The organism is Calidithermus timidus DSM 17022, from assembly GCF_000373205.1.
Taxonomy (GTDB): Bacteria; Deinococcota; Deinococci; order Deinococcales; family Thermaceae; genus Calidithermus; species Calidithermus timidus.
Map to the genome: position 1 here is coordinate 208,778 of NZ_KB890696.1, position 14,923 is coordinate 223,700.

The window sequence follows — 14,923 nt, forward strand, 5'->3', positions numbered from 1 at the left end:
CCGTTGAGTTTACGCAGAAGGGTGGCTAGGCTTTGAGGCTGCCGGACCCACTCCCACGCAGGCCCATGAGCAAGATCACCAGAGCAGCGCTGCTCAATGCCATCAAAACGCTCAGGGGATCGAGCGGCGCGGCCTCACCCCACAGCACACCCAGGCTGCTGGGCAAGGGCAAGCCGGTCAGCCGGGTCATCAAAAACAGCGTCAGGAGGATGGAGTTCAGACCGATCCCGGCTGTGTACAGGCTCCGCTCGAGCGGCTCGAGTTGCCCCCGCGTGCCGGAAATGTTGAGCAGCACCAGCCACAAAAAGGCATAGGCCACCTGCAGGGCCAACCCGCCGATGAGCAGCTGCGAATACCAGACCTGGGCCGAAAACACGTCCAGGTAGCCCCCGCTCAGGGCTCCGCACCACCCGCCCCCCAGTGGAGTGCGCACCCAACCCAGCAGTTGCAGGCCGAAGGGCAAGAGGGAAAAGCCCGCGACGGCCAATTGGGCTACCGACCTTCTGGCTACCGCCATTCTTCGATTGTGCCGTCTGGGTAGCCACTTGGGAAGGGACTTTTTTCCTCAAGGCGGCTCCACCCTGCTGCGCACGATGGCGTCGCCGGTGGGCAGGTCGGCTAGGGCCAGGACCTGCCCAGGAGCATAGACCCCGCTGCGACCTTCGAAGCGAAAGTTGTAAAGCCTTCCGTTCAGCATGGGATTGATGCCGTAGCGCAGGTTTTCCCGGCCTTCCAATTTCCTGGCCAGCCCCTCGCGCAGCCAGACCTGTCCCTCGAGGCGAGCGGGGTCGGCACTCCAGGGACCTTCCCAGCGAGCCGCATTGGCCGAGGGCTGGACCACCAGCCAGGCCCCCGCAGCGTCACAGCGCTCGATGAGGTGCTCGTGAAAGGCGTCCAGACAGATCAGGTTGGCTATGCGGCCCAGCCGGGTGTGGATCACCTGATCGCCCCAGCTTCCTCCTTGCAGAAAGCTCCGCCGCTCATCCATGGTGAGGTTGATCTTGGGAACTCGAGCCAGCAACGTGCCCTGGGGGTTGAAGACGAGGCTGAGGTTGTAAACCCTCCGACTTTTGCGATGGTATCCGCGGGCCGGTTCCCAATCCACCAGAGGGCTGAACAACGACCCCGCAATCACATAGGCAGCGCTCTGGCGCGCGGCGCGGGCAAAGGCTCTCTCCCACAGCGGCCACACCTCCAGCGCACGCAGGTGGAAGAGTGCCGAAGGCGAAAGGGTGGCAGTTCCCAGGGCTTCCCGCCAGCGCAGGCGCAGCAGCCTCAGCCCCGCTTCAAGCGCGCTACCTGAACGCACAACCTGCTCGGGGGTCTCGAGCCAAAACACCAGCGGCAAGGCAAAAGCCTCGGGAAAGGCGATGATGCGAGGCTCGCCCTCGGGCAAGCCCTCCACTGCCCTCGCACACAGCTCCAGAACCCGCGCCTCAAAGGCCTCTCGCTCGCGGTAGTGCTCGAGGCGCAACTCGCTCTGGACGGCGATCAGGTGAACGCTTTTCACAGCGTGGAGGGGTCTTTGGGCGTGACGTCTACCGGAAGGCCCTGCTCACCCCAAGCCAGGATGCCCCCGCGCAGGTTCACCACTTCACGGTAGCCCTGCGCCAGCAGGAACGCGGTAGCCTGGGCGCTGCGTCTGCCGCTGCGGCACTGCATGACCACGGGTACATCCTTAGGAATCTCCACGAAGCGGGTGGCGAACTCCGAAAGGGGGATCAGCCTGGCGCCGGGGATGCGGGACTGGGCGTATTCGTCGCGCTCACGCACGTCGATCAGCACGGCACCGCGCTCAATCATCTGCTGGGCCTCCTGGGGACCGACCTCGGGAAGCTGAAGCTCGCTCATGGCCCGAGTATAGGGGCAAACCCTGCTGCGAGGAGGTGAAGGGGTTTGCAGCCGCTCACGGCGGGATGTCAGTTTGGCTACTTCCATTCTGAGGCTTTGGGCTTAGATTGGGAACGATGAGCACGACGCGCAATTGGATTCAGTGGTCTGCCGCGGCGGCGGTTCTGCTGGCTTTGGGGCTGGGGCTATTCCTGCGCAACCCCAATCGAGAAGGCGGGGTGCGCCTCGAGGGCGAGGTGCAGAACTTCAGCGGCGAGCGCTTCGACCTCGCCCGCTTCAGGGGCCAGCCGGTAGTGGTCAACGCCTGGGCCACGTGGTGCGGCCCCTGCCGCCGCGAACTCCCCATGCTGCTCGAGCAGGCCAAGGCACACCGCGAGATCAGGTTTGTCTTCCTCAACCAAGGAGAGGGGCCCGAAGCCGTGCGGGCTTACCTCGAGGAAGCCCGGCTGGACATGCCCGAAGCCTATTTCGACCCCAACAGCGGAGTGATCCAGCGCTGGGGAGCACAAGGCCTGCCCACCACCTACTTCTTCGACGCCGCAGGGAAGCTGGTTGCCAAGCACGTCGGCGAGCTCAATAAGGAGCAGCTTCTGGGTTACTTATCGCTGCTATAGACTTGGTTCAAGGTCAGATTAAGAGACTTACACAACCCGCAAGCAACTTTCTCCCGTACGCTATAGCCAGGGAGGCCTGAGAGTCGATGCTAGCGCTGCTCGCGGATTTCGGGACACAAGTGCTCATCGGTCTGATGTTGCTGGCATTCATGGCCGTACCCTTCCTGCTCCGCTCGCGCCGGAGCCAGGGTGAGTCCGACCAGGCCAACAGCGATCTACCGCGCGAATTGCTCTGAGCTGCCTGAAGTTGCCGACGACAGCAACAGTACTATCAGCGCACCCTGGCCCCTGGCGGAAGGTCTTTTTCGGGCGTGACCACGACCACGTTGCCAGCCTCGTCTTCCCCGGCCAAAATCATGCCCTGTGACTCCACGCCGCGCAGCTTGGCCGGCTTGAGGTTGGCCACCAGGATCAGCTTGCGCCCGATCAGGTCCTCAGGCTTGTACCACTGGGCGATGCCCGAGACCACCTGACGGGTGTGGTCGCCCACGTTGAGCCGGAGGATCAGCAGCTTGTCGGCTTGGGGGTGCTTTTCGCAGGCGACCACCTCGGCCACGCGCAACTCGATGCGGGCAAAGTCCTCGATGGAGATGGGGCCGTTAGCCAATTTGGGGTCACCGCTGGCAGCTTGTGGTTGAACCGAAAGCTCAGGCCTCGCAGCGGATTTATCCTTGGCGTTTTGTGCCTTGCGTCCAGCGTCCTGTGGTGCAGCCTCGAGCTTGGGGAACAGGATAGGGGCCTCCTCGGGAATCCGGGTGCCAGCAGGCGAAAGCCCCCAGACTTCGGTATCGGCCACGCCGTAGTCGCCCAGCCCCAGCGCCCGGCGCAGTTCCTTGGCCTTGTTGGGGATGGCCGCCTCGAGCAGCACCGAAGCGATGCGCAAGCCTTCGACCACGGTATAGAGCACGTCCTCGAGGGTCTTGCGCTTGGCCTCGTCGCGGGCGAGTTCCCAGGGCTTGTGGTCGTTGACGTATTTGTTGAGGTTGCGCACGTACTGCAGCACTTCCTCCAGGGCCAAGTTGAAGCGCAGTTCGCGCACCAAGGGACGCACCCGTGCAGCCAGGCTCACCCCCTCGCGGGCGATGGGTGAATCGCCAGGAGAAGGCTGGGGCAGCACCCCGCCGCAGTACTTCAGCAGCATGGTGCGCACCCTCGAGAGCAGGTTGCCTAGGTCGTTGGCCAGGTCGGAGTTGAGCCGCGAGACGATCACCGGCTCGCCAAAGGGACTGTCGGCGGCCAGGGTGGTATCGCGCAAAAGGGCGTAGTGCAGGGCGTCTATCCCGTATTTCTCGAGCATCTCGGCGGGGTCGATGGCGTTGCCCAGGCTCTTGCCCATCTTGCGTCCGTCAAGAGCCAGGATGTGCCCGTGGACCACGAGCTTTTCGTACAGCGGCAGCCCGGCGGCCTTGAGCATGGTAGGCCAGAAGACCGCGTGGGGCTTGAGGATATCCTTGCCGATGACGTGCCAGGCGTGCTTCCAGAAGGGCTCGTAGCGCCCCTCGGCCACCAGGGCCGAGACGTAGTTCAAGAGCGCGTCAAACCACACGTAGGTGACGTGGTTCTCGTCCCAGGGGATGGGGATGCCCCAGGGCACGCGCTCCTTCGGCCTCGAGATGGAGAGGTCGCCGATGGGTTCCTTGAGCATCTCGAGCACCTCGTTGCGATAGCCGGTGGGCTGGATGAAGTCGGGGTTGTTCTGCAGGTGCTCCAGCAGCCAGGGACGGTACTTCTCCATGCGGAAGAAGTAGTTGGCCTCCCGGCGCAGCACCGGTGGCTCGGAGTCGCCGGGGAAAATCCCGTCTACCAGCTCCTTTTCGGTCACAAAGCGCTCGGAGCCCACCGAGTAGAGCCCCTCGTACTCGGCGTAATAGATGTCGCCCGCGTCGTAGACCTTCTGCAAAACCTGCTGCACATAGCGCTTGTGGCGCTCCTGGGTGGTGCGGATGAAGTCGTCGTAGCTGATGCCCAGGCGGTCGTAGAGGGCGCGAAAGGCCCCTTCTGAGAGCTCATCGACGAACTCCTTGGGGCTCTTTCCAGCCTTGGCCGCTGCTCTGGCGATCTTCTCGCCGTGCTCGTCGGTCCCGGTGAGGAAGTAGGTTTGGTAGCCGTCCAGCCGGTGCCAACGGGCCAGGAAATCGGCCAGGATCTTCTCGTAGACGTGGCCGATGTGGGGAGTCGCGTTGGCGTAGTCAATCGCGGTGGTCACGTAAAAAACCTTGCTCATTCTCATCCCTCCTCCGAAGGGTCGCCAGCTCGGAGGGCAAGCCTCGCTCGAGTCGGCACAAAAAACCGGGGCGCATCATACACGCGCCCCGCCGATAGCCTCAAACCTCAGCTACCGCCGGGGCACCCCCACCATTCGCCGGGTGAAGAAGCCGTTCATGAGGTCATGGTAGCTCAGCCGGCCACCCCTGGCAAGCTGGATTCAGCGCCTGAGGGTGCGGATCCCCTGGGAGTCGGCCACCACTGCCAAGCTCGCCATCCCCACGAACAAGCCCGTCTCGACCACGCCGGGAATGCGCTTGAGCTTCTCCTGCAAAGCGCCGGGGTCATCGATGGGGCCAAAGAAGGTGTCGGCGATGAGGTTGCCCCCGTCGCTGTGGTATGGCTGACCCTCCTTCAAGCGCAGCGCAGGCTCGCCCAGCTCGCGCAGATGCCTGAGGGTGCTCTTGTAACCAAAGGGAACTACCTCGATGGGCACCGCGCCCCGCCCAAGCTGGCCGACCAGCTTGCTCGAGTCGGCGATCACGATGAACTGCCGCGCGGCCACCTCGACGATCTTCTCCCGCAACAGCGCCCCACCCAAGCCCTTGATGAGCGAGAGGTCTGGAGCGATTTCGTCGGCTCCGTCGATGGCCAGGTCCACCCCGTACTCGTCGAGTTCCATCAGCGGAATGCCCTGCTCCACGGCCAGCCGAGCTGTAGCTTCCGAGGTAGGAATACCCCGTATGTCGCTGATCTCACCCTCCCGCAGCCGGCGTCCGATCTCGAGCACGGCATACTTCGCGGTAGAGCCCGTACCCAGCCCCACCACCATCCCCGACTGCACGTAGCGTACGGCCTCGATCCCGGCTTCACGTTTGTAGATTTCAGGAGTAGTCATAAGCAAGGGGGCGTGGGGAATACGCCCCTACACAATACCGCCCCTCAGGCCTGCTGAAGCTCTTGCAGAGCCTGGGCCACCTCGAGGGCGTGGTCCTCGGCCCTGACCTTCTCCCAAACCTTCGCGATGTGGCCAGTGGGGTCGATCAGGAAGGTCTGGCGCAGGATACCCTCGTATTCCTGGCCGTACAGGTTTTTCTTGCCCCAAGCCCCGTAGGCCTTGATGACCTCGGTACTGGGGTCGGCCAACAGCGGGAAGTTGAGGCCGTACTTGCCGGCGAACTTACTGTGGCTGGCCGTATCGTCGGCAGAGACTCCCAGCACCACCGCGCCCATCTGCTCCAGCCGCCCCTTCTCGTCGCGGAAAGAGCAGGCCTCTTTGGTGCAACCGGGGGTATCGTCCTTGGGGTAGAAGTAAAGCACCACCCACTTGCCCTGGTAATCCGAAAGCCTGTGAACCTTGCCCTCTTGATCGGGGAGGGCGAACGATGGTGCGATTTTGCCTACGCTGACCATAACGCCAACAGCCTACTGGACAGAAGCTCACTGTTGCCAGGGACTCAAATGAACGCCGTGGGCCGCGAGGGGCTTTATCCCACCTTGTACCCAAAGCGCCGCAACAGGTCCTTGCGCCAGGCGACATCCTCCTCACCCTCAACCCCTAGCGGCAGGAAACCATCCATCACGCCGAGAATGCCTCGCTGCTCACCCTCTTGTGCGACGACCACGCTCAAAGGGTTAGCCGTGGCCGCGAAGATGCGCACCACTTCGGGGCAGGCCTTTACCGCGTGCAACACGTTGATGGGAAAGAAGCCCTCACCCAGCACGATCAGGAAGCTGTGACCCGCGCCGATGTTCCGTGCGTTGCGTACGGCCAGTTCGACCAACTCGGGCGCAGTCCCAGTCCTGCGGACGAGGCGTTTACCGCTGGCCTCGCAAAAGGCCAGGCCGAACTTGATCCCCGGTACGGCGGTCACCAGCGCCTCGTGCAAGTCCTCGACGGTCTTGATGAAATGGCTCTGCCCCAAGATGACGTTGAGGTTTTCCGGCTTCTCGAGCTGCACCACTTGTAGTTCCATACCCACCTCCCATACGAGGCTGAAGAGCTACGGGCTACCGACCATCGACAATTATGGCCGCAGTATCCGCACAAGGTCGATGGTTCCACCATCCGGGCTGGCATAGCGCACGATCCCCACGCCGGGCACGAAATACGACTCCACCACCACGCTGCCTCCCGCCTCCGTGACCAAGGAGGTGCGGATCACGTAGGCGTTGTAGCGTCCGGCAGGGACGCTGACCCCCTCGATTCGCTCCACCCGCGCCAGGAGGGCTATGGTGCTGCCGTTGAGGATGCTCCTGCCGCCCCACTCCTGACCCAGCACCATCGGAGCAGGCGGGTAAAGCATCAAAGCCGGCTGATAGCGCTGCACCTGGCCATTGAGTACCGTACCCTCGAGGAAAACCCCCTGTGGGCTATAGCGCAGCAGTTCGCCGTAAACGGGTTTGCCGGGGAAGCGGTGCTCGAGCACCAGCATCCCTGCTTGCTCACGGGCGAAAATCTGCACCTCACCTGAGGAGTAAGCCCAACCCAGCCCCACCCCACGGGGATAGAAATCCCCCGGTTGAGCCAGCACCAAACCCAGCAGTAAACCCCAAACAACCCAGCGTCTCACTCATCTTCTCCCAGCGCAAAGCCGCGTAGGGTAGCGGCTTCTACGGCTTCGATCAGGGCAGCCCGCAGGCCGCGGGCCTCCAGGGCGGCCAGGCCATAGATGGTAGTACCGCCGGGACTGGCGACCTCCTCCTTGACCACAGCCGGATGCTTGCGGCGCAACAGCTCTCCAGTAGATACCAGCACATCGGCAGCCAGCTTGAGCGCCTGCGCCCTGGGGATACCCTGCTTGACCCCCCCGTCGGCCAGGGCCTCGGCCACCACGGCGATGTAAGCCGGGGCCGAGGCCGACATACCGGTAAAAGCGTTGAACAATCGCTCGGGCAGGTCGTAGATGTCGCCCACGGTGGCGAAGAGCTTTTGGGCGAACTTGAGGTCGCCAGCCTCCTCGGCCTCGGGAGGCGCGGTGAGGGCGGTGGAGCTGCGCCCAATGGTAGCCGCCACGTTGGGCATGGCCCGCACCACCCGGCGCGTGCCCAGGCGGCGGGAGAGCACGGTGGTCGAAACCCCCGCCATGATCGAGATATAGCCCGTGTTGGGATGGACGATGCGGGGTGCCAGAGCCGGGAAATCCTTGGGCTGCACCCCTATCAGAACCCGCTCGGCTCGTCGCAAGTCTTCAGGGTCGAGGGCGTTCACAGCGTACTGCTCGGCAATCTGCTGAGTACGCTCGGGGAAATCCAGCACGCCGATCTCCCCCGCGCTGAGAAAGCCCGAGCGGAGCACTCCTTCGAGGATGCTCCTGCCCATCTTGCCCACGCCCACCATGGCCAGTTTCATCCACATGAGTCTAATGGCACTATGAGAGCGGGTAAAGTGCGTTTGAGTTAGGTAATTGCTAATGAACTCGACGGTCGGTGGTCGACGGCTAGAGTGCCAACCCACGGCCTCTTGTGTCTTGCATTAGCGATATACTCCTGGGCGTGCAGGTACTGGCCATCGACACCGCGACCGCTTTTTTGGTGCTCGGCCTGCCCGCCAGCGAGCGCGTCGTTCGGCTAGACCGCCGTCATGCCGAAGCGCTCTTTAGCGAGCTCGAGTCCTTCCTCCAGTGGGCAAACTGTGGGCTCGCGCAGCTCCAGGGCATCGCCGTGGGCCGGGGGCCCGGCTCTTACACCGGGCTGCGCATCGGCGTCGCGGCAGGGCTGGGGCTGGCGAGGGGGTTGGGCATTCCCCTCGTTGGCGTGGACACGCTGGCCGGAGTGGCCGGACGCTACCGGGGTACGGTGAGGGTGGCTCACTCCACCCGCGGCGGCTTCGTATACACCGCCAGCTACCACGTTCACGACGAAATCCAAGCCCTTACGCCCGCCGAGAAAAGGCCCCTCGAGGGCCTCGAGCCCCACTCGCTAGACGAGCCCCCATCGGGGCGGGTGTTGGCCAGACTGGGAGCCAGGCTGCTGCGCTCGGGCCAGAGGGGTGTGGAACCCCTCTACCTCTGATACACTCATTCTTCGTGGTTCTCGAGGCCTACCACCGCCTGCATCCCCTGCCCGCCGGCCCACTCACGCTCTACCACAAGGCGGGTGCGCGGGGGTATGGGGACGGGCGCTGGGAGCTGTTGGCCAGAAGCCTTCGGGCTCACGGGGTCAGGGCCCTCGACCTCAACCCCGGCATCGGGCTCGCCAGCGCCGTGCTGGTGAAAGCCGGGCTCGAGCTAGACCTGCTGGAGACCTCTCGCGCCGCCCTGCGCTGCCTCGAGGCCGCTTTCGGCAGCCAGCCTGGCGTGCAGGTCCGCACCGCCTTGCCCTGGGAAGCTCCGGTGGAGCACTACGACCAGGCCGTGCTGGTCCTGCCTTCAGAGCGGGGGCAGGACTTCACCCACCTCAGCCTCCTCGCCGCGGCCCGCGCCCTGCGTCCTGGCGGGCAGTTGTGGCTCAGTGGCGATAAGAACAAGGGCTTCGAGCGGCAATTCGGGGCGGCCAAGGCCCTGCTGGGCTGTGGGGAAGTGCTAAAGCGCGAAGGACCTTTGCGGGTGGCGGTGCTGGAGAAGCAAAACCCCTCCCCCCACCTCCCCGACCCCTGGACGAACTTCAGCATCGAGGCCAGGGGCCGCTCGCAGGCGTTTTACTGCCTGAGCGGGGTCTTCTCCGCCGGGCAGCTCGACAGGGCCACCGCCCTGCTGCTCGAGACCCTGGGAGACATCTCCGGCGCCGAGGTGCTCGACCTGGGAGGGGGCTACGGCGCCATTGGGTTGACGCTGGCTGCCGAAGGTGCGCGCGCGACGCTGCTGGAGGATGACCTGGCGAGCGTTCTGAGCGCGAGGCGAAGCGCCGATGCTGCTCAGATCAGCGCTACCATCATCCACAGCGACGTAGATGAAGGCTTGCCAAAAGACCGTTCATTCGATATAGTACTATCAAACCCCCCGTTTCACGTGGGGGGCTCAGTCATTCTCGATGTGGCCCACGCTTTCATCACAGTCGCACACGCCCGCCTTCGGTCAGGCGGGAGGTTCTATCTTGTGGCCAATCCCTTCTTGAAGTACGAACCGCTCCTGCAGACGCTATTTGGTGGCGTCCGCACCCTTGCGACAGAGGGCTATAAGGTGCTCTCGTGCACTAAAGACCGGAGCGCACGGTGAGGAATCGACACGACTCTCTGCGGGCTTTGCCCATAGGCGGCAAAGCCTTAGCTCGGAGGTGAGGCAGCTTGAGCAAGAAGAAAAGCACCGCCAAGGCCAAATCCGCGACCCCCGTAGCCGAACCCAAGTCCAAGGCCAAGAAGGCCAAAGAAGCCAAGGCGGACGACGCCCTGCTGGATGAGGGATTGGGCGACGGCGCCCTGACCCTCGACGCCCCCGACGTGCCGCCCCTGGAGCTAGTCGAAGATGCCCCTGAAGACCTCGAGGCAGCCGAAGAGCTGCTCATCGAGGGGGATATCGACGAGACCGCCGATGTGCTCGACCTCGACCTCGACACCCTCGAGGCCCCCACCATCCTCGAGGAGACCGACGACGAGCTTGAAGACGATTTCCCCACCATCCGCGTCAGCACCTCCGACCCGGTGCGGCAATACCTGCACGAGATCGGCCAGGTGCCGCTGCTGACGCTGGAGGAAGAGATCGACCTGGCCCGCCGGGTCGAGGATGGGGTGGCTGCCGCCGGCTTCTTAGCCCAGGAGACGGGGCTCGAGGCCGAGCTCATCCGCCAGGTGCTGCGCTCGCAGGTGCAGGGCAGCTCCCGCGTGACCAGCGTTCCCGGGCTCGAGATTCGGATCGACCCCGAAACCATCCAGGCCGTCGACAGCCGCCTGCGGGCCCTGCCGCGCGAGGTCAAGCGCTATCTGCACATCGCCCGCGACGGGGAAATCTGCCGCCAGCACCTGATCGAAGCCAACCTGCGCCTGGTGGTCTCCATCGCCAAGAAGTACACCGGACGCGGCCTCTCCTTCCTCGATCTGATCCAAGAGGGCAACCAGGGCCTCATCCGCGCGGTGGAGAAGTTCGAGTACAAGCGGCGCTACAAGTTCTCGACCTATGCCACCTGGTGGATTCGCCAGGCCATCAACCGCGCCATCGCCGATCAGGCCCGCACCATTCGCATCCCGGTGCACATGGTCGAGACCATCAACAAGCTCACCCGCACCGCCCGCCAGATGCAGCAGGAGCTCGGCCGCGAGCCCACCTACGAGGAAGTGGCCGAAGCCATGGGCCCCGGCTGGGACGCCAAGAAGGTGGAGGAAACCTTCAAGATCGCCCAGGAGCCGGTTTCGCTCGAGACCCCCATCGGCGACGAGAAGGACTCCTTCTACGGCGACTTCATCCCCGACGAACACATGGCCTCCCCTGTGGACTCCGCCGCCCAGAGCATGCTCAGCGAGGAGCTCGAGAAGGCTTTAAATAAGCTCTCCGAGCGTGAGGCCATGGTGCTCAAGCTGCGCAAAGGCCTCATCGACGGGCGCGAGCACACCCTCGAAGAAGTGGGCGCTTACTTCGGCGTGACCCGCGAGCGCATCCGCCAGATCGAGAACAAGGCGCTGCGCAAGCTCAAGTACCACGAGTCGCGCACCCGCAAGCTGCGCGACTTCCTGGACTAAGCGCCAGGAGTCATCTGCCAGATATGTCCGACCCAAGGGATTCCCGCTTCACCCCCCTGATCACCGAAGCCATCCGGCGGGCACTCGAGGAGGATATCGGCGAGGGAGACGTGACCACGCTGTGCACCATCCCTCCTCAGGCCCGCTCGAGCGGGCATTTCCTCGCCAAGGAGTCGGGGGTGATCGCCGGGCTCGAGGTGGTCCGACAGGTCTATGCCCAGCTCGATCCCCGCCTCGAGCTCGAGGTGCTCTTCCCCGACGGGAGCGCGCTCGAGGCGGGCACGGTCTTCGCCAGGGTGCAAGGCCCCTGCCAAGCACTCCTGATGGGCGAGCGCACCGCGCTCAACTTCATGCAGCGCATGTCGGGCATCGCCACCCAGACCCGCCGCTTCGTGCAGGCGGTGGCCCATACCAAAGCCCGCATCCTCGACACCCGCAAGACCGCGCCGGGCCTGCGGGCGCTGGACAAGTGGGCGGTGCGCATCGGCGGGGGGGTCAACCACCGCTTCGGTCTGTGGGACGAGGTGCTGATCAAGGACAACCACATCGCTGCCGTGGGAAGCCTCCGCGAGGCCGTGCGACGGGTGCGAGAGGGCGACCCCCAGCAGCGGCCCATCACCGTGGAAGTGCGCACCCTCGAGGAGCTGCGCGAGGCGCTCGAGCTCAGTCCCGGCGGACGCCAGTACTCAGGCGTGAGCCGCATCCTGCTGGACAACATGGACCTAGAGCAGCTCCGCCAGGCGGTGGCGATCAGCGCCGGACGCGTCCCGCTGGAGGCCTCCGGCAACGTCACGCTGGAGAACGTGGCCCAGGTAGCCGAGACGGGCGTAGACTTCATCTCCGTCGGAGCCCTAACCCACTCGGTCAAGGCGCTGGACATCAGCTTGGATCTTGAATCGTGAGCCTTAGGGGCTATGGTTGATGGCGTGCGACCGACCTCTCGAAGGAACACTATGACCCACCTCAGCTTCGACCAGCTCAAGGACCGGCTCGCGGGCATCGTGCCCGAGTTCGAGCTCGAGGCCAAGTTCGAGATCGCGCAGGAAATCCTCGAGCTCAAGCGCGAGAAGAACGCGGTGATCCTGGGCCACAACTACATGGAACCCGCCCTCTTTCACATCATCCCCGACTACACTGGCGACTCGCTCGAGCTCTCCCGCGTCGCCGCCAGAACCGACGCCGAGATCATCGTGTTCTGCGGGGTGAGGTTCATGGCCGAGACCGCCAAGATCCTCAACCCCGGCAAGACCGTGCTGCTGCCCTCCACCAAAGCCGGCTGCTCGCTGGCGGCGAGCATCACCGCCGAGGACGTGCGGCGGCTCAAGGAGCGCTTTCCCGGCGTGCCGGTGGTGACTTACGTCAACACCTACGCCGACGTGAAGGCCGAGAGCGACGTGTGCTGCACCTCGAGCAACGCGGTAGCGGTGGTGGAGTCTCTCCAAAGCGACACGGTCATCTTCCTGCCCGACGAATACCTCGCCCGCAACATAGCCCGCGAGACCGGCAAGCGCATCATCTTCCCGACCCTCGACGAGGGCGCGCCAGGCGAGCTGGGCTACGAGATGATCGGCTGGCACGGGCGCTGCGAGGTCCACGAGCGCTACACCGTGCAGGACATCGAGGACGTGCGCAGGATGTTCCCCGACGTGGTGATCCTCTCGCACCCCGAGTGCAGCCCCGAGGTGGTCGAAGCCTCCGACTTCGCCGGAAGCACTACCGCCATGATCCGCTACGTCGAGAAAAGCAACGCCCCACGCTACTTGCTCCTGACCGAGTGCTCGATGGGCGATAACGTGATGGCGGCCTACCCCGAAAAGGAGTTCGTGCGCCTGTGCACGGTGCGCTGCCCCCACATGAACCAGATCACCCTCGAGGACACCTTAAACGCCCTCAAGCTGGGCCGCCACGTCATCGAGGTGCCCGAAGACATCCGGGTACGGGCCGCCAAGGCCCTCGAGCGCATGATCGCCATAGGCCCCAACGGGAAGAGGGATTGAGGCGAACAGGCGAGCCGGTGGCTCGCCCCTACAACCGGCGTTTGGCCTTCAACCTCCTGCATCGTTTATGGAACTCATCGAAACCGAGGTGCTGGTCATCGGCAGTGGCATCGGGGGCGGCATCACCGCTTTGAGCCTGGCCGACGCGGGGATACCCGTCACGGTGGTGACCCGCTCCGTCGACGCGCAGGAGAGCAACACCGCCTGGGCACAGGGAGGGATCATCTACAAGGGCCCCGGCGATTCACCCGAGCTGCTCATCGAGGACATCCTGCGCGCGGGGGCGGGTCACTCCCACCTCGAGGCCGCGCGCATTCTGGCGGAGGAAGGGCCAGCGAAGGTGGAGGAGTGGCTGCTCGAGCGGCTACAAGTGCCCTTCGACCGAGACCCCTCGGGGGAGCTTTCCCTGGCGCTGGAAGGCGGACACCAAGTGCCGCGCATCCTGCACGCCGCCGACGCCACGGGCCTGGCGATCCACCGCGCGCTCATGGCCGCACTCGAGGCCCATCCCCACATCACCCTGCTCAAGGGCCACACCGCCATCGACCTGCTCACCCCAGCCCACCACTCGCTCAACCGCCTGGACGTCTACGGACCGCTCTCCTGCGTGGGGGCCTACCTCTTCGACCGCACGGAGCGCGTCATCAAGCGCTGCATCGCCCGCCATACCGTGCTGGCCACGGGCGGGCTGGGCCAGGTCTTCCTCCGCAGCACCAACCCGCCGGGGGCCCGGGGCGACGGGGTGGCCATGGCCTACCGCGCAGGGGCACGGGTGATCAACATGGAGTTCGTGCAGTTTCACCCCACCACCTTCCACCTCACCGGAGCCCCGCCCTTCCTCATCTCCGAAGCGGTGCGCGGCGAGGGAGCGCGTCTGGTCGACGCCGACGGGCAACCTTTCATGCAGCACTACGACCCCCACTGGAAAGACCTCGCCCCGCGCGACGTGGTGGCCCGCAGCATCTACCACCACATGCTCCTTCACGACCTCCCCCACGTGTACCTAGACTTGCGCAGCTACATCCCCAAGGGAAAAATCCTCCGCCACTTCCCAAATATTCACGCCGAGTGCTTGCGCTACGGCATCGACATCACCCAGGACCTGGTGCCCGTGGTTCCAGGAGCGCATTATTCGTGCGGCGGGGTCTGGGTAGATGAATGGGGCCAGACCACCCTCCAGGGGCTTTACGCGGTGGGAGAAGTGGCCTGCACGGGCCTGCACGGGGCCAATCGGCTCGCTAGCACCTCGCTGCTGGAGGGCTTGGTCTGGGGGGATCGCATCGCCCACCACATCCGCGGTCACCTCGAGGAGCGCCCCTCCTTCGACCCCGAGCGAATTCCCCCCTGGCAGGACTCGGGCCACTCCGACCCCGACCCTGCCCTGGTGCAGCAGGATATGAGCGTGATCAAGCACATCATGTGGAACTACGTGGGCCTGGTGCGCACCACTCCCCGCCTCGAGCGCGCCCTGCGGGAGTTGCGCCACCTCGAGACCGAGATCGAGGACTTCTACCGCAACAATCGCCTGAGCGACGGGGTTATCGGCCTGCGCAACGCCGTGCGCACGGCCATCCTCATCGCGATGGCAGCCTGGGAGAACAAGCGCAGCATGGGCTGCCACTACCGCGAGTAAAGGGCTCGCGCGG

At 64.7% G+C, this 14,923-nt stretch carries 17 protein-coding genes; 8 read left to right on the forward strand and 9 right to left on the reverse strand.

Annotation, left to right across the window (positions count from 1 at the left end; genetic code table 11):
- Positions 1–25: 25 nt before the first annotated feature.
- The 3 genes from B047_RS0107570 to B047_RS16495 are packed head-to-tail and all read right to left on the reverse strand — an operon-like array spanning position 26 to position 1,851.
- Positions 26–517, reverse strand: coding sequence for a hypothetical protein (locus B047_RS0107570; RefSeq protein WP_157205842.1), 492 nt, complete (start codon positions 515–517; stop codon positions 26–28).
- A 48-nt stretch (positions 518–565) separates the two neighbouring features.
- Positions 566–1,510, reverse strand: a complete 945-nt coding sequence (locus tag B047_RS0107575; RefSeq protein ID WP_018466357.1) for a nitrilase-related carbon-nitrogen hydrolase — start codon at positions 1,508–1,510, stop codon at positions 566–568.
- Positions 1,507–1,851, reverse strand: a complete 345-nt coding sequence (locus B047_RS16495; protein WP_018466358.1) for a rhodanese-like domain-containing protein — start codon at positions 1,849–1,851, stop codon at positions 1,507–1,509. Before B047_RS16495 ends, B047_RS0107575 begins: the two co-directional genes overlap by 4 nt.
- A 116-nt stretch (positions 1,852–1,967) precedes the next feature.
- Here B047_RS16495 and B047_RS16500 point away from each other — a divergent pair, with 116 nt between their 5' ends.
- Both B047_RS16500 and B047_RS17900 read left to right on the forward strand, forming a co-directional pair.
- Positions 1,968–2,465: a TlpA family protein disulfide reductase gene (locus B047_RS16500; protein WP_018466359.1), complete on the forward strand. Its 498-nt coding sequence runs from the start codon at positions 1,968–1,970 to the stop codon at positions 2,463–2,465.
- A gap of 86 nt (positions 2,466–2,551) precedes the next feature.
- A complete protein-coding gene (locus tag B047_RS17900; RefSeq protein ID WP_018466360.1) occupies positions 2,552–2,701 on the forward strand; it encodes a hypothetical protein in 150 nt (49 codons plus the stop codon).
- Between the two features lie 35 nt (positions 2,702–2,736).
- Here the strand turns inward: B047_RS17900 and metG are convergent, their stop codons facing one another.
- From metG to proC, 6 genes are all read right to left on the reverse strand, one after another.
- Positions 2,737–4,689, reverse strand: coding sequence for a methionine--tRNA ligase (gene metG / locus B047_RS0107595; protein ID WP_018466361.1), 1,953 nt, complete (start codon positions 4,687–4,689; stop codon positions 2,737–2,739).
- A gap of 201 nt (positions 4,690–4,890) precedes the next feature.
- Positions 4,891–5,568 (reverse strand): ribose-5-phosphate isomerase RpiA, encoded by a 678-nt coding sequence (rpiA, locus tag B047_RS0107600; RefSeq protein ID WP_026234699.1) that lies wholly within the window; start codon positions 5,566–5,568, stop codon positions 4,891–4,893.
- 44 nt (positions 5,569–5,612) lie between these two features.
- Entirely contained in the window at positions 5,613–6,083 is a 471-nt protein-coding gene (gene bcp / locus B047_RS0107605) for a thioredoxin-dependent thiol peroxidase (RefSeq protein WP_018466363.1), read from the reverse strand.
- Positions 6,084–6,157: 74 nt separating this feature from the next.
- On the reverse strand, positions 6,158–6,646 hold the full coding sequence (locus tag B047_RS0107610; RefSeq protein WP_018466364.1) for an adenosine diphosphatase: 489 nt from the start codon (positions 6,644–6,646) through the stop codon (positions 6,158–6,160).
- A 51-nt stretch (positions 6,647–6,697) separates the two neighbouring features.
- On the reverse strand, positions 6,698–7,243 hold the full coding sequence (locus tag B047_RS0107615) for a hypothetical protein (protein WP_026234700.1): 546 nt from the start codon (positions 7,241–7,243) through the stop codon (positions 6,698–6,700).
- Positions 7,240–8,022 carry a pyrroline-5-carboxylate reductase gene (proC, locus tag B047_RS0107620; protein WP_018466366.1) on the reverse strand — a complete coding sequence of 261 codons (783 nt, stop codon included), beginning with the start codon at positions 8,020–8,022 and terminating at the stop codon, positions 7,240–7,242. Before proC ends, B047_RS0107615 begins: the two co-directional genes overlap by 4 nt.
- A 143-nt stretch (positions 8,023–8,165) precedes the next feature.
- Between proC and tsaB the strand changes: the two genes are divergently transcribed.
- The 6 genes from tsaB (at position 8,166) to nadB (ending at position 14,910) form a co-directional block, all read left to right on the forward strand.
- Positions 8,166–8,684 carry a tRNA (adenosine(37)-N6)-threonylcarbamoyltransferase complex dimerization subunit type 1 TsaB gene (tsaB, locus tag B047_RS0107625; RefSeq protein WP_018466367.1) on the forward strand — a complete coding sequence of 173 codons (519 nt, stop codon included), beginning with the start codon at positions 8,166–8,168 and terminating at the stop codon, positions 8,682–8,684.
- 14 nt (positions 8,685–8,698) lie between these two features.
- Positions 8,699–9,826: a class I SAM-dependent methyltransferase gene (locus tag B047_RS0107630; protein ID WP_018466368.1), complete on the forward strand. Its 1,128-nt coding sequence runs from the start codon at positions 8,699–8,701 to the stop codon at positions 9,824–9,826.
- Positions 9,827–9,894: 68 nt separating this feature from the next.
- Positions 9,895–11,280, forward strand: coding sequence for an RNA polymerase sigma factor RpoD (gene rpoD, locus B047_RS0107635; protein ID WP_018466369.1), 1,386 nt, complete (start codon positions 9,895–9,897; stop codon positions 11,278–11,280).
- Positions 11,281–11,303: 23 nt separating this feature from the next.
- Positions 11,304–12,182 (forward strand): carboxylating nicotinate-nucleotide diphosphorylase, encoded by an 879-nt coding sequence (gene nadC, locus B047_RS0107640; protein ID WP_018466370.1) that lies wholly within the window; start codon positions 11,304–11,306, stop codon positions 12,180–12,182.
- Between the two features lie 51 nt (positions 12,183–12,233).
- Positions 12,234–13,277 carry a quinolinate synthase NadA gene (nadA, locus tag B047_RS0107645; RefSeq protein WP_018466371.1) on the forward strand — a complete coding sequence of 348 codons (1,044 nt, stop codon included), beginning with the start codon at positions 12,234–12,236 and terminating at the stop codon, positions 13,275–13,277.
- 67 nt (positions 13,278–13,344) lie between these two features.
- A complete protein-coding gene (nadB, locus tag B047_RS0107650) occupies positions 13,345–14,910 on the forward strand; it encodes an L-aspartate oxidase (protein WP_018466372.1) in 1,566 nt (521 codons plus the stop codon).
- Positions 14,911–14,923: the final 13 nt, after the last annotated feature.